Source organism: Gilliamella sp. App6-5 (assembly GCF_001690525.1).
Classification (GTDB): Bacteria; Pseudomonadota; Gammaproteobacteria; order Enterobacterales; family Orbaceae; genus Gilliamella; species Gilliamella apicola_H.
Window position 1 is genome coordinate 1 of record NZ_LZGT01000046.1, and the last position, 22,824, is coordinate 22,824.

The window sequence follows — 22,824 nt, forward strand, 5'->3', positions numbered from 1 at the left end:
TTTTGGTACTTTTGCTGTTATTGGTTTTATTATTGCTTTAAAAGACAGCTTTAAAACCAAAGTCAAAATTGCTGAGCAAATATTTAAGGCTTTAAACTTAAAAAAGATATCAAGACTTGATTTAAGAAAATTCACCAATAGAAAATGTTGGAAATTAAAGTTTCAAGGAAAATATAACGTAAATGATAAAAAGCCTAATATTAGCTATAAAATAAAAGTGGATGATAATAATCTTTTTTATTATTAAAAAAATGAATAAGAAAAATGGCGTACTAATATGACCCTAAAATCGTTTTATAAAATTCAAAATCAAATGGTCAGTCTTTATCAACATGGTAAATCACGTAGTGAAATCGTTGCAGAATATGATTTGACACCATCCGCATTGGACCGTTGGATAACGCAAGCAAGCCAAAGCAGCTCATTTAAAACAAAAATAATCGCAGTCCACAAGAACAAGCGTTAATCGCGTTGCGCAAAGAGCTTAAACAACTCCGTATGGAAAACGATATTCTAAAGCAAGCAGCACTGATAATAGGACGAAAATCGCTATCCTAAAAACAAATCGACATCGTTATAGCATAACAAAGCCATATCAATATTTAGGATTATCAAGACATTACGCTTATTATCAGTGTAAATTGAATAGACAAAATCAGTAGGGCCATTATTGGTTTATTTTACCGGTTATTTTGTAAAAAATATTCAGGAGTCTATACCGTTAAATCGAATAAAATGATTTCAAGCAAAACGCCTTATGCGCTTTTAGCGAATTATCTTAATCGTGAAATGTGAAAACGAGGTGTTTTTTTACATCTAAACAAATAAACAAACAAAGCCCCCATTTTTGTCAAAAACTTTCAGGAGCGTACTACGTTTATGTAAAAAATCCTAAAAAATCATGCATAAATAAACAAGGGTAACGTTATTATTATTGCTTTTCTAACCACCATTTCACCGCCAAAACAAAGCGACTAAACTAACTTGAATTATTAATATAAAACAACATCATCGTTAAAAATGAGTTAAATGTTGCTCTAAAATGCGCTATACTTTGTGCTGTTTAACTTATTTAGATTATCAATCAAATAACGATATTTGATAGCTAAGCGATATTAGATAGCTATATTTAATAACTAAAAGCAATAATATTAACCATTTAAATCATAACAACAAACCAAAGGTATTCCCTTTTGTTATAATTAAATCAATAAATAAGGAAAGGAAAAAACATGGCAAGTGCGTTAGAGCGTCTTTTAGCGCAGCTTGATGACGGGATATTGGGTCATTTAAAAAAACTGAGCCATAATCGCTATACCTTAACCGTTGAGGGGCTAAGTTCGCCGGTGTCGGTGTTACAGGTTAAAGGCGATGAGCGGCTTAACCAGCCGTGGCATTATACCCTTGAATTTACCAGTCCCGATAAAGCCCTTGCCATTGATTCGCTGCTTAACCAAAACGCTACTTTCTCGTTTAATCCCTTTCTAAACCAGCCATTAACAGAAGCAATACGCTCACTAGGTGGTTTACCGGCTATCAGTGACGGGCGCACACTTCATGGGGTGGTTACCGCATTTAGTCAGCTATCGGTCAGTAAAGAGCAAGCGCATTATCAAGTTGTTTTATCATCCCGCTTAGCGTTGTTAGCCATGAAAAAACAGTGTGCCATTTTTCAAAACCAAAGTGTAGTGAGTGTAGTGGAATCGATACTGCGCAGCCATGGTTTTACCGGCATTGATTACCGCTTGGAATTAAAAGACACCTACCCGTCTCGAGAATTTATTACCCAATGGCAAGAAAGTGACCTTGAGTTCATACAACGCTTATTGGCGGATGTGGGGATATGGTTTCGCTTTGAAACCCATGCTGAGCACAACTGTGATGTCATGGTGCTAAGTGATTATGAGCAAGGTTATGCTCAGGTTGCCGACATAGATAACAAACCACCGAGTGGCACCTTAGATGGTGGCAATGAAAGCGTTTGGGATATTCGCTTACACAGTGCCGTGGTGGCCTCATCAGTTGAGGTAAATGATTATAACTATCGAACCGCCAATACGGATTTGCACAAAGACATCAATACCCAACCGAAAAGCACCACCACCTATGGCACAGATTACCGTTATGAAGAGCACTACAAAGGACTCAATGATAACGGTCAAACCAATGGCGCTAATGGCAATGATGATAACGATGGTGAGAGTGATAATCGTGATAATGACACCTACATCGAAAGTGGTGAATGGTATGCACGCCTACGCCACGAACAAAAAATCAGCCAACAAGTTATTATTCACGGTAAAAGCAACCGCTACGCGCTAGCACCGGGTCAATGGATTAACCTCAAAGGCAGTCCACTGAATAATATCAATGACGGCGTAATTATTTTAAGTGTACAAGGACACGGTAACCGCACCGATGCATACGAGCTCGAATTTACTGCGATTCCTTATCAGGCATTAACGCTCTACCGCCCGACGCCTATCAGCTGGCCCCAAATCAGCGGCACCTTACCGGCAAGGGTCACCAGTCCCGACAATGACACCTATGGCTATATTGACACCCAAGGACGCTACCGCGTTAAATTTAACTTTGACCTAAAAACATGGAAAAATGGCGAAGAAAGCCTTTGGATACGTTTAGCCAAACCGTATGCAGGCAGCACCTATGGCTTTCACTTTCCCTTAATTGACGGCACCGAAGTGGCCATCGCCTTTATGAACGGCAATCCCGATAGGCCGTATATCGCCCATGCCATGCACGACAGTGCCCACCCTGACCCTATCACCACCATCAACAAACACCGCAACGTCATTCGCACCCCAGCTAACAATAAACTGCGCATGGATGACAAACGTGGGCAAGAGCACATCAAACTGGCCACCGAATACGGCAAAACGCAACTTAATATTGGTCACTTAGTTAACAAAAAAAAACAACCCCGCGGTGAAGGTTTTGAACTACGCACCGATGACTGGGGGGCGATAAGAGCGGGTAAAGGGCTGTATATCACTAGCGAAGAGCAGACACAGGCAAGTAATATACAACTACAAATGGATAATGCGGTTAAAGAACTTGCACAAGCTTGCGAAATGGTTAAACGGCTCAATGAACTTGCCGAGGCCGCCAAAGCTGAACTGGCTGACTTACAAGCCCAAAAACAGCTATTTGAACAAAGTTTAAAAGAACTAAAACAGCCGGGAATACTCACTTATGCACCGGCAGGTATGGCTAATGTCACCCCAAGTTCAATTCAACACACCGCAGGTGAAAACATCATTCAGACAGCGCAAAACACAGTGGATATCAGTGCCTTTAAACGTTTTATGGTGACTGCGGGCAACATGATAAGCCTATTTGCCAACAAAATGGGCATAAAGCTATTTGCTTCGCAAGGTAATGTCGAAATACAGGCTCAAAATGATGAAATGCAATTAAGTTCAAAACAGAATATGACAATTACTAGCACCGACAGCGAAGTGATTATATCAGCCAAGAAAAAGCTCGTATTGGCGTGTGATGATGTTGCTATTGTAATTGAAAATGGTGGTATAAAAATGCTCGCCCCGGGTGATGTTCAGGTTAAATCGGCTAGTTTTCGTATATTAGGACCTGCAAATTATCAAGTACCAATCCCCAATTTGCCAAAAGGCGATACTTGTTCGGAGTCAGCATAATGGAAAAGCAAATACTCACTCTTTTAGATAATGAAAAGGCACGCAAGCAGTATCGTTATCTATTAATTGATCATTTAGTTTCGCTAAGTTATTTTCATATATTATCAATTGATAGTTTGCAAGAAAATCTAGGTAAAGAAGCTATCCAAGTTGTGCCAAGACCTGATTTAGCTCACGATCAGCGTCATTGCCCAAAGTTAGTTGTGATCGCAAAACCTGATGAACCAATCAATAAAAGATTAGTTCATTTTATTAGTAATCAACTAAAGGAAGAAGGTTCGCTACCAAAACGATATTTGTGTGGCTGTATAGTTAGCGAAAACGCTCCCCAGTTTTTAAGTGATCAACTAATTAACATCGGTTTAAAGTTAGGTCAATTAATTGGGGTTCGTTTTGTTCCTTTTTATGAACCGTTTAGAATGTTTTTATTGCAAGAAGGTAATAAAATTTGTCCAGATTGGTTACCAACCTTATTAAGTTGCTGTAGTGCTTACTGTTTTACATCCTTCACCAATCATTTGCAGGTTATTCAATCATTATCTTATACGCCAGAACCCTTTGATCTATTTGTAACAGAAGAAACTAAAACTTTTTTAAAACAATCAGTTAATCTATATCATCTAACAGTGGCTTGGCAAAATATTTGTGAAAATCAAAATAAAAATATTGAAGATTCAGACATATTATTACTCGCTGAATTTTATAACCAAGCCAAACTAGAAGGGTTAGAAGATAGTAACGATCTATTTACGTTATCATTAGTGCTTATGCGCTATAAAAACCGATTAGACCCCAAATCGTTAAAAGCTGCGATAGCTAAAGCAATAGATGAACCGGGCACTTTAGCACAGCATTTGAGTCAAATAGAGCTAGAACAATAATAACAAAGGAATATATCATGGAAAAAATAGACCCTAATATTTTTGCTGAAGCAAAAAACACATCGGCAATGGCTGGCGGTGGGTGTGGTACTTGTCAACGAAACGGCATGCCATTTTTTTTAGTTCGCCAATCGGTTATTAATCCCAATGCTTACCACGGTATAGACTGGTCAGAAAATGTACCCAAATTAGCTGATAGGCGCCCTAACGTGGCATTAACCAAGCATAAATACGCTTTAAGAATGCTACGCAAAGGATATGTTTATGTATTAATGGAACAAAATGGTATTCGAAAATTATTAGGCTACGAAGTGACCTCGAAAGGAGCATTACGGCACCGTTCCATTTACCATATGAAAAAATACGAGATTGAAGATTTAGCTGAAAAATGCACTGAACAGAACCACAATATCCCCGCTATTTTTGCCAATATTGATATATTAAATGCCACAGTATGGATAGCTTATAGCCGTCGAGCTTGGTCAAAAGAGATTGAAGATTATTACCGTTCTCCAGATGCTGATTTAAGACGATTTACCAAAGTAACGATAAACGATAAAACCCGAAACGACCCTACCGCTTTAACCGACGGACGTAGCTTTGCTTTCAACGATTTACTCGACGAGAATAAAGCACCTTATTTACCTGAGTTTTTCTTTGAGAAAAAAGATTTTAATGTACGTTTTCCAAGCGCACATGAATTTTATGATTATTCAGATAAAGACAATTTAAAAGCAATTGCAGATATAGCCGCAAAATTTGAAAATCAGTATCAATGTACAATCGGTTGCATTGTATTAGAAGACACCTTCGGTATAGCCGAAGAGCTTAATGCTCAACGATTGCGGAACTTTGACCCGATTAATAATGCCTTTTTAGAGCACGAACGAGCAATAGAAAAAAAATTAACCGATGCCTATAACGAAAAAATAGCAGATTATACGCCATCGGATAACTGGTTAAATGCGTCTAATGAGTTACCACAGCTGTTTCCATATGCAAAAGACTATTTTCAAAGCCTTATAAATCCTAATATTGATGACAATCAAAGTGACACTGCACAGTCACAAGCAATAACAGTCCCCCTAAGACCCAATACAAATACCTCCAAATATTATCATAAATATTTTTCTACTGAGCGTGGCTATAAACGCAGGATTGTGTCTTGTATTGACGCTTATAAAAAAGGATTAAAGAACTATTGTAATGACGTTATAGACAAAGATTATGAAGGCGCTGACACTCAGCCAAAATATTACGATGCCTATGAACCAGGCTCTAATTATAAAGGTGCGAAGAATTCTTATTATAATACTATCAAAACGTTACAAGAAAATGGATATAAAGAAGTTGCCTTATCAGAAGCAGAAAAAAAAGAACTACTCGCAAAGCATAAATCCGCCATACCAGCTGTTGATGTAAGACGATTTCATTGGACATTGGATAATGCAGCTGAAAGCAAATTTGATAAAGAATGGGCAAAACTCGATGCACGGCTAGATAAGGGTAAACTCGATGCATTTCGCCAAGAAGATAAAAGCCTATTTGACGAAATTGTTAAAGACATCCGCAAAATATCAATCGATTATTTAGTTTATGTTACTTGGCTTTTTGGCTCAAAAGATAAACCGTCTAAATATGCCCCAGCAGGACTGACCAACTATAACCAAGTTGAGTTTTGGAAACGGGAACAAGAAAACGACTACTCTAAAGACCACTTAGGCTATTTTGAAGATGTTACCGCCATATTACAAGGTAATATAACAATGGCGAAGCTACCTGAACAGTTTGGCTTATGGGACAGCCTATTACGAGACGAAAACTCCATCTATTTTCATCTATTAAAAGGTCAGGATAATAACCTGTATGAATGGTTACTAAAACAACGGATTGTTGAAATGAAGCAAAATCAAGATGCAGCAAACCACAAAACGAAAGTAACAATTCTCAATGAATTAGTGGGCAAAATTAACGATATTTTGAATTTGCCAATTGATAAAAAAAATACAACCTTATTTGTTGATAAAATGGAAGTATTAATGAATTGGATGGCAGCAGGTATTGCAAATCCACCAAAGAATGCGAAGTTAATTAACGACGTTTTAATGAAAGATCATGGCACAGAACTGCTTAAAATTTTTTCGGGTATTGAGCATAGGCGTATAAGTTTACCGGTGAAAATTAAAAACTTACCCAAAGTTTATGAAATTTTGATGGAGCATTCAGATGTATCAACGGTGAGCATTGATAAAAATTCCAAGCTGTATAAGCTATCAAAAGTATCAGATACCGATAAGCGTTGGCAATTTGAAAGCCAACTGACTAAAAAACAGCTCGAAAAAACGGTTCAAATGGAATTTATGGTGGTAGCTGATGATATTGCCTCAATGAATAACATGATTGATGAGTTGAAAAAAGGCGGTAATTTAAAAGAACCCACCCTTGCCAAAGCTAAAAATGTATTAGGCGCTAAAATTAAACATGCTCACCAATTTAGTGGCGAGCTAACCCTAGATGAACTTGAAAAAGCAATAGAGCAAGTTGCCAAACGACGAATCAAGTTTGATGCCACAAGAGGGGTTTTGATGAATGGGATAATGATATTTTTACAAGGTCACCTATTCAGTCAAAATAGGCAAGTACTCGAAACTCAAGGGCGTGAAATGCGGCAAGAAGTGAAAGAGGAAATCCTTAATGATATGGTAAAGACTGGTGTAATTATGTCGTTAATGTCGGCCGAAGTAATGGCTTACACCATTAAGCTAGTCGGTAGTGCATTACCCAAAACCAATATCTTTACCACCATGATACCAGGTTGTGAGAAATTTCTGAAAGTCACTGGAGCAACGCTAGCGCTAATTACGATATTGGACGGGGTCATGGATATTTATAAAGGGATTGGTTATGCGAAAAATGGTGATAGTTCAGATGGAAAGTTAGTTTTTTCGGGAGGTTTGTTTTCTTTAATCTCTGGAGGTATAGGTTTATATGGTGCAATATTTTCTCTTACCCTTTCAGTTGCGCTTTTAGCGATAGCTTTTGCCGTTATCGGTGTAATTTTGGTGTATATAGGCTCAGAAGCCGATCGTTGGTCGCCCATGGAAGTGTGGTTTAACCGTTGCTATTTTGGTAACCATAAACATCCAGAAAAAGGGCAACCTTACCCACTCACCGCAGTTGGCACCAGTGCGGCGTTGAATGACTATTTTGCCTATCTTTCAGGTGTTTATTTGGCTTTAAATTATGATTCTATGGATTTAGAATTTTTTTCTGATTACTTTATATACAGTCAGAATGATCTTGATATATTAGATTATACGGGTGGACTGCATGTACATATTAAACTGCCCAATTTTGATGCGCAAAGCCGCTATGTCTGTATGGTCTATCTAACTGATTCTGAAGGGCAATCGGCTAAGGTCCAAATTGTAAAAGGTAAAGACGATAAACATTTACATGTTACGGTATCACCCAATCAATGTAATTATGACTTAGTGCGCTGGGTTGCTTCTAAAGATTATCCTATCGAATCAAATATAAATGCTACCGTGGCAATAGACCAAAAAGTGGCTGAATTAAGGGTAAAAGCGAAAAAAGTGATTGGCATATTACATTACTGGCAAGGTAAAGACGCCAAATCGCCACTACGCATTGAACATATTATCAATTAAAAAAGGAAAACGTAATCATGCCATCCAAATATCAACCGCAAGTTTCCGCATGGCGCGAGGATTTATACAAAGGGGTTTATACAACGCAATTACATTTAAGTAATAATAAAAAATTACGTTATGCTAATGATGATTATTGTGAATTTTCTCGCCATATAATAGGGATGGGATATTTTATTAGAATTATTTTTACTTTAGTTTTCTTTGTAGCTAACTTGATGTGTATTGCTTGTATATTTACTACAAGTTTGGTTATTATTTATTTCCAAGATTTAAGAATTCTAGCTATTTTTATTGAATTCCTAATGATATTTCTTCTTTATATTTTTTTTCAAATGTTTTTGCATTATTTATATGCTCCTGAAGATTGCCCAGTACGTTTTAATCGTAAAACCGGTAAAATTTATATTTATGACCATTTTATTTTATACTTTGGAACATTCGCAATTTTCACTCGCTCACCTTTAAAAGTAAAAGAAATTACGGTTAAGGAGTTTAATTGGGCTGATATTCAGGGGTGTATGACCTCAGTATCAGTTCCTCTTGCGAGTGGCGGAATGATTAGGAACTATCGTCTAGAGTGTGTGGTATGTGAGCCTAATACCACTAAAGTGATTGACCACTTTCTGTTGGCGGCCGATAACAGTTTAGGTTATGAGGAATGGATGTGGATAAATAGCTATATGGCGTTTTCTGATAATAATTTGGATGCCGAATTTATGCCAGAAGAAGACTTTACTTGGCCAATCAAAGTCAAGTGGCCAGAAGAAATCGACAAAAAATCCAAAGCCAGCTCGCTTGAAGAGTATCAACAAATAGATGCCGAATATAAAAAATTAGGAAATAAATAATGCCATCAAAGTACCAACCGCAAGTTTCCGCATGGCGCGAGGATTTGCATAAAGGAATATATACAACACAATTACATTTAAGTAATAATAAAAAATTACGTTATGCTAATGATGATTATTGTGAATTTTCTAGGCGTTTAAGTGGGATGAGTCCTTTGCTTCGTATACTTATGATAACTATTGCTTCTGCAACTGTTTTATTATCATTAGTAGTCTTGTACTTTGTTATACCAATTATTTTTTTTGAAAAAAGTAAAACTAGATTTATATTTATACCATGTTGTCTATTAGTATTTTTTGGTATGTATATCTTCTTTCTAATGGCTTCGAATATTTTTTTTGCTCCTGAAGATTGCCCAATACGTTTTAATCGTAAAATAGGTAAGGTTTATATTTATGACCATTTCCTGTTATATTTTGGTTCATTAAGAACGTTTATTCGCTCACCTTTAAAAGTAAAAGAAATTACGGTTAAAGAGTTTAATTGGGCAGATATCCAAGGATGTATGACCTCAGTATCAGTTCCTCTTGCTAGTGGCGGAATGGTTAGAAGCTACCGTCTAGAATGTGTAGTATGCGAGCCTAATACCACTAAAGTGATTGACCACTTTCTACTAGCAGCCTATAGCAGTTTAAACTATTACGAATGGATGTGGATAAATAGCTATATGGCATTTTCTGATAATAATTTGGATGCCGAATTTATGCCAGAAGAAGACTTTACTTGGCCAATCAAAGTCAACTGGCCAGAAGAAATTGACAAAAAATCCAAAGCGAGCTCACTTGAAGAGTATCAAAAAATAGATGCCGAGTATAAAAAGTTAGGAAATAAATAATGCCATCCAAATACCAACCGCAAGTTTCCGCATGGCGCGAGGATTTGCATAAAGGAATATATACAACACAATTACATTTAAGCAATAATAAAAAACTACGTTATGCGAATGATGATTATTGTGAGTTTTCAAGACGCCCAAACGGAATCGGTGTAATTCTCCGTTCCTTTCTAATTTTTATATCGTTTTTTTCGCTACTACTTACAATATTTGGAGTATTTGTAAGTTTTTATGATATTAATATCATGCAGTTAAGGGGGATAGATATTTTATTTATTTTTTTGGGAATTATTTTTATTTTTATTAGCTTTGTTGTACTTCAAATTTTTCTAACAACTTTATTCATGCCAGAAGATTGCCCAATACGCTTAAATCGTAAAACAGGGAAAATTTATCTTTATGAACATTTCATCTTATATCTAGGATCATGGGCTACTTTTACTCGTTCACCCTTTAGAGCTAAAGAGATAACGGTTAAAGAGTTTAATTGGGCAGATATTCAAGGTTGTATGACCTCAGTATCAGTTCCTCTTGCTAGTGGCGGAATGGTTAGAAGCTATCGTCTAGAATGTGTGGTATGCGAGCCTAATACCACTAAAGTGATTGACCACTTTCTACTAGCAGCCTATAGCAGTTTAAACTATTACGAATGGATGTGGATAAATAGCTACATGGCTTTTTCTGATAATAATTTGGATGCCGAATTTATGCCAGAAGAATTCACATGGCCAATCAAAGTCAATTGGCCAGAAGAAATCGACAAAAAATCCAAAGCTAGCTCGCTTGAAGAATATCAACAAATAGATGCCGAATATAAAAAGCTAGGAAATAAATAATGCCATCCAAATACCAACCGCAAGTTTCCGCATGGCGCGAGGATTTGCATAAAGGAATATATACAACACAATTACATTTAAGTAATAATAAAAAATTACGTTATGCTAATGATGATTATTGTGAATTTTCACGGCGTTTAGGAGGGGGGTATTTTGCTCGTGGGATTACAGCATTTATTTCCTCAATTCTTGTTTTATTATCATTATGGATTTTATATATGGGAGTTTTCGTTATTATTACAGTAATTGATGATAGAATAATAACAATATCAGCTAGTTTATTGGTATTATTTATTGCTTATTTTCTTTTTCAATTCTTGCTAAATATACTGTTTGCCCCCGAAGATTGTCCCATTCGTTTAAACCGTAAAACAGGTAAAGTTTATATTTATGATCATTCTCTTTTATATTTTGGAACATGGGCTACCTTTACTCGTTCACCCTTTAGAGCTAAAGAGATAACCGTTAAAGAGTTTAATTGGGCAGATATTCAAGGGTGTATGACCTCAGTATCAGTTCCTATTGCTAGTGGCGGAATGGTTAGAAGTTATCGTCTAGAATGTGTGGTATGCGAGCCTAATACCACTAAAGTGATTGACCACTTTCTGTTGGCTGCTGGTACCAGTTTAGGTTATAACGAATGGATGTGGATAAATAGCTACATGGCTTTTTCTGATAATAATTTGGATGCCGAATTTATGCCAGAAGAAGAATTCACATGGCCAATCAAAGTCAACTGGCCAGAAAAAATCGACAAAAAATCCAAAGCCAGCTCGCTTGAAGAGTATCAGAAAATAGATGCCGAATATAAAAAGTTAGGAAATAAATAATGCCATCCAAATACCAACCGCAAGTTTCCGCATGGCGCGAGGATTTGCATAAAGGAATATATACAACGCAATTACATTTAAGCAATAATAAAAAACTACGTTATGCTAATGATGATTATTGTGAGCTTTCTCGGCGGTTCACAGGGATGGGAAGCTTATTAATTAGATTGATTGTTATTATTATTTTATTTATATGTGTATTGATAGCAAATTCTGGATTAGTTGCTTTACTTCTTGCTATATTTTATCTTGATACCCATAAAGCACTATTTATTTTTTTATTTTTTGTGTTTTTAATGTGCAGTCAAATATTTATTCAATTTTTTCTTACTTTTTTATTCTGTCCTGAAGATTGTCCTGTTCGCTTTAACCGTAAAACAGGTAAGGTTTATATTTATGACCATTTTCTGTTATATTGTGGCTCATGGGCTACCTTTACTCGCTCGCCCTTTAGAGCTAAAGAGATAACCGTTAAAGAGTTTAATTGGGCAGATATTCAAGGGTGTATGACCTCAGTATCAGTTCCTATTGCTAGTGGCGGAATGGTTAGAAGCTATCGCCTAGAGTGTGTGGTATGTGAGCCTAATACCACTAAAGTGATTGACCATTTTCTGTTGGCTGCTGATACCAGTTTAGGTTATGAGGAATGGATGTGGATAAATAGCTATATGGCTTTTTCTGATAATAATTTGGATGCCGAATTTATGCCAGAAGAAGACTTTACTTGGCCCATCAAAGTCAACTGGCCAGAAGAAATTGACAAAAAATCCAAAGCCAGCTCGCTTGAAGAATATCAACAAATAGATGCCGAATATAAAAAGTTAGGGAATAAATAATGCCATCTAAATATCAACCGCAAGTCTCATGTTGGCGCGAAGATTTATACAAAGGGGTTTATACAACCCGCCATTATTTAAGTAATAATAAAAAATTACGTTATGCAAATGATGATTACTGTGAATTTTCTCGGCGAACAATAGGATGGAAGTGGGTTCCGCGTTGGATCACGATTATTTGTTTAGTAATGCTTATTTTATTGCTGATTTTTGGAGTATATATTGCATTTTATGGTATTACTTTTGAAACTGAAGGGATACTTATATCTATACCTTTTGGGCTATTATTCCTTTATCTAATATATTTCTTCTTACAGCTTGTTTTCTATCTATTCTATGCTCCCGAGGATTGCCCAATCCGTTTTAATCGTAAAACCGGTAAAGTTTATATTTATGACCATTTTCTTTTATATTTTGGTTCGTTAGAAACATTTACTCGTTCACCATTTAGAGTGAAAGAGATAACAATGAAAGAGTTTGATTGGGCAGATATTCAAGGGGTAATGACCTCAGTATCGGCACCGATTTCTGGTGGTGGTTTGGTCAGAACTTACCGTATAGAGTGTGTGGTATGTGAGCCTAATACCACCAATGTAATTGACCACTTTACTTTTTGTATAGATAGCAGTTTAAGTTACGATGAGTGGATGTGGGTGAATAGTTTTATGGCATTTTCGGATAAAAACCTAGATACCGAACAGATGCCAGATGAATATGAGTGGTCGGTAAAAATCAATTGGTCCGAAGAACTCGACAAAAAATCCAAAGCCAGCTCGCTTGAAGAGTATCAACAAATAGATGCCGAGTATAAAAAAATTAAGGAATAAATAATCTCCAAAGTACCCTGACGATAGACCAAAAAGTTGCCGAATTAAGGGTAAAAGCCCAAAAAGTAATTGGCATATTACATTATTGGCAAGGTAAAAACGCCAAATCGCCACTACGCATTGAACATATTATCAATTAAAAAAAGGAGAACATAATCATGCCATCAAAATATCAACCGCAAGTATCATGCTGGCGCGAAGATTTGCACAAAGGTGTATATACAACGCAATTGCCTTTAACTAATAATAAAAAATTACGTTATGCTAATGATGATTATTGTGAATTTTCTCGGCGTATAGGGGGAGGGTATTTTGCTCGTGGGATTACAGCATTTATTTCCTCAATTTTTGTTTTACTATCATTATTGGCTTTATATATGGGAGTTTTCGTTATTATTACAGAAATTGATGGTAGAATAATAACAATATCAGTTAGTTTATTGTTATTATTTGTTGCTTATTTTCTTTTTCAATTCTTACTAAATACACTGTTTGCCCCCGAGGATTGCCCCATACGTTTAAACCGTAAAACAGGTAAAGTTTATATTTATGATCATTCTCTTTTATATTTTGGAACATGGGCTACCTTTACTCGCTCGCCCTTTAGAGCTAAAGAGATAACCGTTAAAGAGTTTAATTGGGCAGATATTCAAGGGTGTATGACCTCAGTATCAGTTCCTCTTGCTAGTGGCGGAATGGTTAGAAGCTATCGTCTAGAATGTGTGGTATGTGAGCCTAATACCACTAAAGTGATTGACCACTTTCTGTTGACTGCTGGTAGCCCAAGCTATGACGAATGGATGTGGATAAATAGCTATATGTTTTTTTCTGATAATAATTTGGATGCCGAATTTATGCCAGAAGAAGACTTTACTTGGCCAATCAAAGTCAACTGGCCAGAAGAACTCGACAAAAAATCCAAGGCCAGCTCGCTTGAAGAGTATCAACAAATTGATGCACAATATCAACAGGTAGGAAATCAATAATACAAATATAAAAAATAAAGGAAATGAAAAATGAGTAAATTACGCGGAGTTATTCGGTTAGGGGATTTGACTGATCATGGTGGAAAAGTCATTACTGCTTCATCGACAATGACAATTTTAGGCAAACCCGTTGCTCGAGTGGGGGATTTAGTCAGTTGTCCAATAAAAGGCCATGGAATTAATCCTATTATTGAGGGCGACTCAACTTTTTCCGATCAAGGTAAGCAAGTCGCTTTAGATGGTCATAAAAGCAGTTGTGGTTGTTCTTTAATCTCATCAATATCCGAGGTAGGAAAAAGCTAATGTCTGTCGATTTAACATCATTGCCAGCCCCGTTGTCTGATGCTAAAAGAATGAATTTTTGGTTCTGGGGTGTTTTGCTTATTGTGTTTATTTTGCTTGGTTGTATTATTACTATTACACTCAGCTTTTTTTATGACATATCAGATATCCTCTTTATTTCCGGCCTTTTTGCTTTTCCTGTTGTTTCTTGGTTGTTTATATTTTTATATGGTGTCTTTCTATATGGTAACCGTCTAATTTATATTGAACAGTGGAATTTATGTATAGAAGAGCGTAAACAAAAACTGATTCATTATGGGCAAAGAGGATTATATGTTTTAGGTTTTTCACTTATTACAGAACGGGGTGAAACAAGAAATGCTGCCGCTATTGTTAATAATGATTTTTTTATGATAAGTAAATTACACCGCAATAGTGGCATTGTTATTCCCCATACGGCTTTATCTATGATTGATGGTATGACATCAGAAAGCTTTGATGAGCGTTTAAAATTTATTTTTACTCGTTTTGAAAAAGCATACAAAGCTAAATTTGCAGCCATGTTAACACAATCAAATTTGCATGTTAGGTTATTTATTGATGCTGAAATTTCAAATGATAAAATAAAGGCATTATGGATGGAAACATTGGGAAAAAGAATTTGTCATCCTGCTAGCTTTGAAATTGAAGATCCCAGTCATTCATCTACATTTATAGAAACATGGTTAGACGATAGTGATCATGATGATGAGTTGCTTTTGGTGATTAATACACATCTGTTTTCTGCCCCGATTAAAGATGAAGGTGAGTTTGCGTCAATGTTAGTTCTAGCGGGGGAAAACGTAAATAGAGCGCCATTTTTTCCTACTGTTAATTCGCCATTAATAAAAGTTCATCGTAGTGAACAAAAAACGGAATTCACGCAAACTATTGAGCATGCTTTATTGTGGGGTAGTGCCAATGATAACCAGTATGGCGGGGTTTGGTATAGCGGTATTTTGCCAGATTTTAAAAATGAAATTATGCACCACTTTAATCGAATTCAGTTTGAAGCAAAAAATCATTTTAATATCGATACTTCAATTGGTTATGCTGGTTATTGTTCATATTGGTTGGCATTAGTGTTAGCCATTGAAAATGTATCTATTAAAAAAGATAAACAATTGATCATGGTAGGTAAAACACCACTTACCGCTTCGGTTGTGTCATGTTTGCAAGAAAATAACGCTTGTTAAGCGTTTAAGGTAATACATATAGCTATGTCAAATGTGCCAATCAATATTGGCACATTAAAGGTGTGAAGAAACCTCAAAACATCAAGCGATTAGGCATTAATTAGTATGTTTTAGTTGAATCTGCATTTTATTTTTATATTAAAAACTAATTATTTTAAATTAGTTGCATTAATTTAAAATAATCAGTTAACTTTTTGCTTGTATACTATTTGGTATATACTGGGGTACTGTTTTATCTATATTTATTTTTTATGCTAAAGCGAAGTATTCATCTTTTTATTGCGCTGTTTGCAATCTCTATTATTGCCATGGAAACTTACATTTATTGGCATACTAAGTTTCGTCCTTGGCAACCCGAATCTTCAATAGGGCGATTAATTTATTATTATAGTTTTTTTACGGTTTTATCAAATTTAATGTTAGCATTGAGTTGTTTTTGGCTAGCTATCAATCCTAATTGTCATCGATATAGTTTTAAAGTTATTCGTTTGAATGGTTTAGTAGGTGTGATTATAACAACTATTGTGTATAACATAGTGTTAAGAAGCATCCATACACCACCACCTAATGTATTATTGAAAATTGCTAATGAAAGTTTGCATGTGGTTATTCCTGCTTTGGGATTATTGAGCTGGTTTATTTTCGGACCATTTCGACGAATTGATTTAAAAGTCATTATAGGGGCGTTATTGTCAATGATTGGATATGGTATTTATATTTTTGTGCGTGGCTATTATACGAATTTGTATCCATATCCTTTTATTAATGTTACGCAGATTGGTTATCCAAAAGCGCTGTTTGCTGTGAGTGAGGTTTTTTTGCTATTTGTGGGATTAGCCTTTTTATGTTGGGCAATTGAATATTTAAGGAGTCGAAAATGAAACTGTATATTTATGAGCACTGTCCTTTTTGTGTAAGGGCAAGAATGATTTTCGGTTTAAAAAACATACCAGTTGAATTGCAGGTATTGCTGAGTGATGATTTTCAATCGCCAGAGCGTATGATTGGCGAAAAAATGGCACCCATTTTACAAAAAGAGGATGGTAGCTATATGCCTGAAAGTTTAGATATTGTTGATTATATTGATAATAATTATGGTGGTGAGCCAATTTTAATTGGATCTAAATCTCCAAATATTGCAGAGTTAATCAAACAGTTACAACAATATGATTATAAGTTAGAGTGTCCTCGTTATATAAAACTCGGCTTAGCTGAATTTGCAACACAAAGCGCGATTGATTATTTTGTCACCAGTAAAGTCGAAAAATTAGGGTCGTTTGATGAATGTTTAGCGCAAACTGATTCGTTAGTGTCTGCTGTATCTGCGGTATTAAATAAGCTTGAATTATTGATTGTTTCGCCAGATGCGTGTAATGAACAATTATCTTTAGATGATATCTGTTTGTTTCCCGTTTTACGGAATTTGACGTGTGTTAAAAGCTTAACGTTTCCGCCTAAAATTAAAGCTTATATACAATCCATGGCAAAACAGAGTAAAGTTAATTTGTTTTTTGATAAAGCCATTTGATGATCAGCAAGTGGATCTGGCGTTTTTATTTATCGTAAAACTCAGGTGTAACAAAACGCCAGATTGTTTACACTTCATGATTAAAATAATCCGCTAACAACGTAAAACGTGACACATAAAGCGATTTTACTTAAAATCGCTTTATGCGGCTTAACCGTATTATAAACGTGAATCAATCATTTTCTATTATTTGCATTGGTAACTATTTGTTGATTAAGCCATATTGCTATTAAAGTACGTCTTTCTTTCGGCTTTCCCATTCGTTTGTTAGCAGATAGGTTCGTAAGTTATTCGATTAATAAGATGGTGATCACATGTTTTAACAATTAGATACTACAAATCCTCAATTAATCACCAAACGGTATAGAATCCTGAATATTTTTTACAAAAAATAATCTAAAAAGCGAACATTTGTATAAATATTCCATAGTGAGACACAACTGACGTAGAAAATTATGCTGTCTGTTTTCGTGTTTATATGCAATGAGGATTAGGTTATGTCATACCTGATGAGGCCTTTCGGCGTTATAAATGGAATGTTCAGGGTAGATGTTTGGTGTCAACATGAAGCATTTTGCCTAGATAGGTTTTGTTATTGCCTTTAGTTTGTAGTCTTAATTTACCTTGAATGGATTTTTAATTTTGACTAAACGTTTAATACCATAACGGAGGGGTATTTTTCTTTATGATATCAGCGCTATATGCTTTTCTGTAATAAGGCGTTAGTTTTGTTTTTTTCATGTATAACTATTACAGTCGTTTCTCAAAATTATTGTAAATAACACAAGCAATTCCGATAACTAAGGTCATAAACAGGATATCATGGTAAGAGAGAACAGGAAAATAGGAACAAAACCTGTTCTCTGTTTGGTTTGCTAATTAATTACCTAATTTAAGATCAATCACTTCAATATTATCTTTACCACCATAAATATCATACCAAGGAGTGGCATATTGTTTTAATATCTTATTAAGGTGCTCAACATTTTCACGGCCAGTTTGATCTAACCAACGTTTTAATCCCTCTTTTCCACCTTTTGCATAGGCGGCAACGCCTTCAAACCATGTAGCTCGTCCACCAAGGATGCCACTATATTTAGCCCCATTTTCACCAGCAAAAATGAGTTCTTGGTGGAAGGTTTTTGTTGGCACGCCCGCACTTAAATAAATGAAAGGACGCGTTGCGGCATCGCTGGCTTGTTTAAAGTAGTCAGCAGCTTGTTTTTGCGTGTAGACAACGACGTTGTTGTCGTTAAAGCCTTCGACATTTTTAAAAAGTACAGGAACTTCGACTTTTAAAATATCAATGTAATATTGCTCTTTAGTAAATTCTTTAATGGTATTAATGACTTTTTGTGGTTTGATTTTTGCAAATTCTGGGCTTTTATCGTCAGTTATCGCGTTATCATATACTATAGGTTCAACAAAAACGGGAATATCGGCAGCTCTTGCCTCATTACCTAAACGTTCTAAAAAAGCGTGCTTTTTATCTAAAATATCTTGAGGATCATCAGGATTATAATAAACCAATACTTTTGCGGCATCCGCGCCTTTTTTTATTAAACGTTGTAATGAATCTTCTGGCAAAATATCGGGCAATCGTCCTGGCGTATTGGCGTCATAGCCCGTCTTTTCGTATGACATGATTAATCCAGCATTGCTATTTTTGGCAGCCATGCCTTTAAAGCCATATTCTTCATCTAACAAAATTGCACTGACATATTTAGTTAACTCTTGAGAAACAAGTTCCTTAAATTCATACACCATATCAATATGATAACGATCTTTGCCAACGGCCGATTCCATCATCTTAACCATTGAACCTCGTTGATCGATCGCTAACGCAGCGATAACACCATTTTGGTTTGATAATTGCTGCATACGTGTGAATTTGCCACGAGAAATACATTTTTTAGCCATTTTATAGCTCTCCGTTTAGTAAGATGTTTCATTGTAGTTTTTTTGTTTGACTATTTATTAATCATTTGTGCTAGTTTTAACGGTATTTCTAGATTAAGCGAACACAATTATTGCGCAACGCATAATAATTGCGTTTAAGTTATCACCTGAGTGGATATCTTCTTTTAAAAAAGCAACTGTTAGCGTATAGTAGTTAATTATATTAAACTGTTTGTAAACAATAATTTACAAGGATGCACATGCAAAATGTAGTACCCCAAACATCGACAAGAACTCTAAATGCCAAAGACTATAAAACATTGGCACTCTCCGCATTAGGTGGGGCATTAGAATTTTATGACTTTATTATTTTTGTGTTTTTTTCAATAACCATTAGTCATCTTTTTTTCCCGACTGATATACCTAATTGGCTGAGCCAAGTTCAAACCTTTGGTATTTTTGCCGCTGGATATTTAATACGTCCATTTGGAGGAATTGTTATGGCGCACTTTGGCGATCGGTTTGGTCGCAAAAGGATGTTTACGCTAAGTATATTGCTTATGGCATTACCCACACTATTTATAGGTTGTTTACCTACTTACACGCATATCGGTATCTTTGCGCCTCTATTATTGTTATTAATGCGATTATGTCAGGGATTAGCAGTTGGTGGTGAAGTTCCTGGTGCTTGGACTTTTGTTTCAGAGCATGTACCGAAAAATAAAATTGGATTGGCATGTGGCATTTTAACTAGTGGATTAAGTCTAGGTATTTTGCTCGGTTCGTTAGTTTCAACGGCTATGAATAAATGCTTATCTGCCGAACAACTCATTGATTGGGGATGGCGTATACCATTTATTATTGGTGGTGTTTTTGGATTGATTGCAATGTATTTACGTCGTTGGTTAAAAGAAACGCCAATTTTTCAGGAAATGCAAAAACGCAAACAACAAGAATTAGCTAAAAAAATACCGGTTATCACTGTGTTGACGGAGTATTTACCTCAGACTATTTTATCCATGTTACTCACTTGGGTGCTGTCTGCGGGGATTATGGTTATTATGCTAATGACGCCAATTTTATTACAAAAGCAATTTGGCTACTCACCAGTCGATGCGTTACAGGGCAATATATTAGCGATTATTGGGCTTATTATAAGTTGTACATTTTATGGCATGATGATGGATAAATTTGCTATGGGGAAAGTGATATTAATCGGTTGTGCTATTGCAACTGTTGTTATCGCTATTTTTTACCTCTCATTAGATAACCCGCACCTTTTATTTATGACTTATTCGTTAGCGGGTTTTAGTGTTGGTATTGTGGGTTCTTTTGCTTATTTTATGGTGACCGTATTTCCTACTCAGATTCGTTACAGTGGTGTATCGTTTTCATTTAATATGGCTTACGCCATTGCGGGCGGATTAACACCTTTGTTGATCTCTTTTTTGAGTGATTTTGTGAGCAAAATGGCGCCAGCTATCTATGTTATTGGATTATTTGGTTTTGGTGCATTGATTGGGTTATTTTTATTTATTAATAATAACAGTCAAAAATATATTGCTAAAGATCTTGCATAACAAATGCTAATCATAGAGTTGACTATTTTATAATGGTAAATGGGAAGTATAAAAATTTGTTCTTGCTTCCCATTTAGCTGACTTACCTTACATTCAAATCTGCCTGTTTTATTCATTTAAACGATATATCCATCTTATTTTGTCAAAAAGTTTCAGGAAAGGCTACGTTTTAGTATAGTTTATTAAATCATCAATACGATTTAATAAAATTGTGAAACAACTCAAATTTTTTAAGCAGGATTAGGTTAAAATAAAATCAATGATATTTTAATTTTAAAATTTGCTAGGAGAAAAAATGAAAGCAGCAGTTATTAGACAAGAGTGTGATGGTCAAGTCGAAATTAAAGATATCCCTGTTCGCCCTTTAGAAGCAGGAGAAGCACTCGTTGATGTTGAATATTGTGGCCTTTGCCATACAGATATCCATGTGGCATCGGGTGATTTTGGTAAAAAACCGGGGCGAGTTATTGGCCATGAAGGCGTTGGCATTGTGACTAAAATTGCGCCTGATGTAAAAAGTTTAAAAATAGGTGATCGTGTCAGTATTGCTTGGTTTCATGCTGGCTGCGGCACTTGTGAGTATTGTATTTCAGGTCATGAGACATTTTGTCGAAATGCGTTAAATTCTGGTTATAGCGTTGATGGCGGCATGGCAGAACAATGCATTGTTAAAGCGGATTATGCTGTTAAAGTGCCAGAAGGGCTCGATCCCGCACAAGCAACCAGCGTTACATGCGCAGGTGTAACGACATATAAAGGGATTAAAGTGGCGAATACAAAACCAGGTCAATGGCTTGCTGTATTTGGTATTGGTGGATTAGGTACACTTGCTATTGAGTATGGTAAAAAAGTATTTAACAATAAAGTCGTTGCAATTAGTAACAGTGATAGTCAACTGGAATTATGCAAAAAACTAGGTGCGGATTTAGTCGTTAATCCTAAGAAAGTTGAGGATGTGGGGGCTTATATAAAAGAACACACCTCAGGTGGTGTGCATGGCGCTGTTGTGACCTCGGTTACTAAAACTGCATTCAATCAAGCTATCAATTCAGTGCGCCCTTTAGGACGTGTAGTTGCATTGGGTTTGCCTTCTGAAAATATGGATTTGAGTATTCCTAAAACAGTATTAGATGGTATTCAAGTTTTAGGTTCACTGGTTGGTACTCGTAAAGATTTAGCTGAAGCATTTCAATTTAGTGCCGAAGGTAAAGTTGTGCCCATAGTCGAAAAAAGACCTTTGGAAGATATCAATGATATGATCGAGGAAATGAAAGCAGGTAAAATTCGAGGTCGTATGGTTGTTGATATGAAAATGAAGAAAAAGAAATAATTTTTCAAAAAATAGCGAATAAAAAGTCAGCTTTGTGCTGACTCAGATTGATGACAAAGAGCTCGCTTTTTGGCGAGTTCTTTGATCTAATAGAGAGGAGTCCATTATAAGAGAAGTTCTTCTATGCTAAAAAAACCAACTCCAGCGACACCAGAAAAAATAGAGCAAATCTCACTAGATGCGCTTGTCCCCCAAAATCATCTTGTTCGTAAAATAGCTAAAGTCATTGATTTTGAATTTATTCGAGAAGCGGTAGCACCACTTTATTGCCCGAATAACGGTCGTCCGGCAGAAGATCCGGTCAGACTGTTTAAAATCATGCTATTGGGGTATCTTTTCGGTATCCCCAGTGAACGTCGTCTGGTTCAGGAAATTCAGGTCAATTTAGCTTACCGCTGGTTTCTGGGAATGGGATTAACCGAAAAAGTGATTGACGCCTCAACACTTAGCCAAAATCGTCGCCGTCGGTTTAATGACAGTGAAATCTATCAACAGATTTTGATAATATTGTTGAGAAGGCCATTGCCAAAGGGTTGATAAGTGGTCGGGTTTTATATACGGACAGTACTCACCTAAAAGCAAATGCCAATAAAGGCAAAGCACGTAATGAGCAGCGTATTGTTGAGCCCAGTCAATATATTGATGCGCTTAATCAAGCCATCAACGCAGAAAGAGAATTAAACGGAAAAAAGCCTTAAAGCCATCGACGGTAGAGAAATACAAGGAGGTTAAAGTCAGT

The 22,824-nt window shown here is 35.9% G+C and carries 18 protein-coding genes and 1 pseudogene; 18 read left to right on the forward strand and 1 reads right to left on the reverse strand.

Features of this window, described 5'->3' with window-relative positions; translation table 11 throughout:
• The 15 genes from A9G24_RS12825 to grxB form a co-directional block, all read left to right on the forward strand.
• Positions 1–247 (forward strand): hypothetical protein (locus A9G24_RS12825; RefSeq protein WP_176701162.1); only part of this gene is annotated, 247 nt, incomplete at its 5' end.
• Positions 248–1,232: 985 nt separating this feature from the next.
• On the forward strand, positions 1,233–3,677 hold the full coding sequence (locus tag A9G24_RS05935; RefSeq protein ID WP_081303100.1) for a type VI secretion system Vgr family protein: 2,445 nt from the start codon (positions 1,233–1,235) through the stop codon (positions 3,675–3,677).
• Complete coding sequence (locus A9G24_RS05940) at positions 3,677–4,558, forward strand: hypothetical protein (protein ID WP_065638210.1); 882 nt, start codon at positions 3,677–3,679, stop codon at positions 4,556–4,558. Before A9G24_RS05935 ends, A9G24_RS05940 begins: the two co-directional genes overlap by 1 nt.
• Positions 4,559–4,575: 17 nt before the next feature.
• The gene (locus A9G24_RS05945) at positions 4,576–8,229 is read left to right on the forward strand and encodes a toxin VasX (protein ID WP_065638211.1); all 3,654 of its coding nucleotides are present in this window, start codon (positions 4,576–4,578) and stop codon (positions 8,227–8,229) included.
• A 17-nt stretch (positions 8,230–8,246) separates the two neighbouring features.
• On the forward strand, positions 8,247–9,080 hold the full coding sequence (locus tag A9G24_RS05950) for a DUF6708 domain-containing protein (RefSeq protein ID WP_065638212.1): 834 nt from the start codon (positions 8,247–8,249) through the stop codon (positions 9,078–9,080).
• On the forward strand, positions 9,080–9,916 hold the full coding sequence (locus A9G24_RS05955; RefSeq protein ID WP_065638213.1) for a DUF6708 domain-containing protein: 837 nt from the start codon (positions 9,080–9,082) through the stop codon (positions 9,914–9,916). Before A9G24_RS05950 ends, A9G24_RS05955 begins: the two co-directional genes overlap by 1 nt.
• Positions 9,916–10,752 carry a DUF6708 domain-containing protein gene (locus tag A9G24_RS05960; protein ID WP_065638214.1) on the forward strand — a complete coding sequence of 279 codons (837 nt, stop codon included), beginning with the start codon at positions 9,916–9,918 and terminating at the stop codon, positions 10,750–10,752. Before A9G24_RS05955 ends, A9G24_RS05960 begins: the two co-directional genes overlap by 1 nt.
• The gene (locus A9G24_RS05965) at positions 10,752–11,582 is read left to right on the forward strand and encodes a DUF6708 domain-containing protein (RefSeq protein WP_065638215.1); all 831 of its coding nucleotides are present in this window, start codon (positions 10,752–10,754) and stop codon (positions 11,580–11,582) included. The genes A9G24_RS05960 and A9G24_RS05965 overlap by 1 nt, the downstream gene beginning before the upstream one ends.
• A complete protein-coding gene (locus tag A9G24_RS05970) occupies positions 11,582–12,418 on the forward strand; it encodes a DUF6708 domain-containing protein (RefSeq protein ID WP_065638216.1) in 837 nt (278 codons plus the stop codon). Before A9G24_RS05965 ends, A9G24_RS05970 begins: the two co-directional genes overlap by 1 nt.
• Positions 12,418–13,245, forward strand: coding sequence for a DUF6708 domain-containing protein (locus tag A9G24_RS05975; RefSeq protein WP_065638217.1), 828 nt, complete (start codon positions 12,418–12,420; stop codon positions 13,243–13,245). The genes A9G24_RS05970 and A9G24_RS05975 overlap by 1 nt, the downstream gene beginning before the upstream one ends.
• A gap of 158 nt (positions 13,246–13,403) precedes the next feature.
• Positions 13,404–14,231, forward strand: a complete 828-nt coding sequence (locus A9G24_RS05980; RefSeq protein ID WP_065638218.1) for a DUF6708 domain-containing protein — start codon at positions 13,404–13,406, stop codon at positions 14,229–14,231.
• A gap of 30 nt (positions 14,232–14,261) precedes the next feature.
• On the forward strand, positions 14,262–14,534 hold the full coding sequence (locus A9G24_RS05985) for a PAAR domain-containing protein (RefSeq protein ID WP_065638219.1): 273 nt from the start codon (positions 14,262–14,264) through the stop codon (positions 14,532–14,534).
• Complete coding sequence (locus A9G24_RS05990) at positions 14,534–15,748, forward strand: hypothetical protein (RefSeq protein ID WP_065638220.1); 1,215 nt, start codon at positions 14,534–14,536, stop codon at positions 15,746–15,748. Before A9G24_RS05985 ends, A9G24_RS05990 begins: the two co-directional genes overlap by 1 nt.
• Positions 15,749–15,999: 251 nt before the next feature.
• Positions 16,000–16,629 carry a Pr6Pr family membrane protein gene (locus A9G24_RS05995; protein WP_065638221.1) on the forward strand — a complete coding sequence of 210 codons (630 nt, stop codon included), beginning with the start codon at positions 16,000–16,002 and terminating at the stop codon, positions 16,627–16,629.
• Positions 16,626–17,276, forward strand: a complete 651-nt coding sequence (grxB, locus tag A9G24_RS06000; RefSeq protein ID WP_065638222.1) for a glutaredoxin 2 — start codon at positions 16,626–16,628, stop codon at positions 17,274–17,276. The genes A9G24_RS05995 and grxB overlap by 4 nt, the downstream gene beginning before the upstream one ends.
• 879 nt (positions 17,277–18,155) lie before the next feature.
• Here the strand turns inward: grxB and A9G24_RS06005 are convergent.
• Complete coding sequence (locus A9G24_RS06005; protein WP_065638223.1) at positions 18,156–19,196, reverse strand: tagatose 1,6-diphosphate aldolase; 1,041 nt, start codon at positions 19,194–19,196, stop codon at positions 18,156–18,158.
• A 239-nt stretch (positions 19,197–19,435) separates the two neighbouring features.
• Between A9G24_RS06005 and A9G24_RS06010 the strand changes: the two genes are divergently transcribed.
• The 3 genes and pseudogenes from A9G24_RS06010 to A9G24_RS06020 all read left to right on the forward strand — a co-directional run.
• Positions 19,436–20,755 carry an MFS transporter gene (locus A9G24_RS06010; protein WP_065638224.1) on the forward strand — a complete coding sequence of 440 codons (1,320 nt, stop codon included), beginning with the start codon at positions 19,436–19,438 and terminating at the stop codon, positions 20,753–20,755.
• A 295-nt stretch (positions 20,756–21,050) separates the two neighbouring features.
• Positions 21,051–22,085 carry an alcohol dehydrogenase AdhP gene (gene adhP / locus A9G24_RS06015; protein WP_065638225.1) on the forward strand — a complete coding sequence of 345 codons (1,035 nt, stop codon included), beginning with the start codon at positions 21,051–21,053 and terminating at the stop codon, positions 22,083–22,085.
• Between the two features lie 123 nt (positions 22,086–22,208).
• Positions 22,209–22,824: pseudogene (locus A9G24_RS06020) on the forward strand (transposase); the annotation flags it as partial.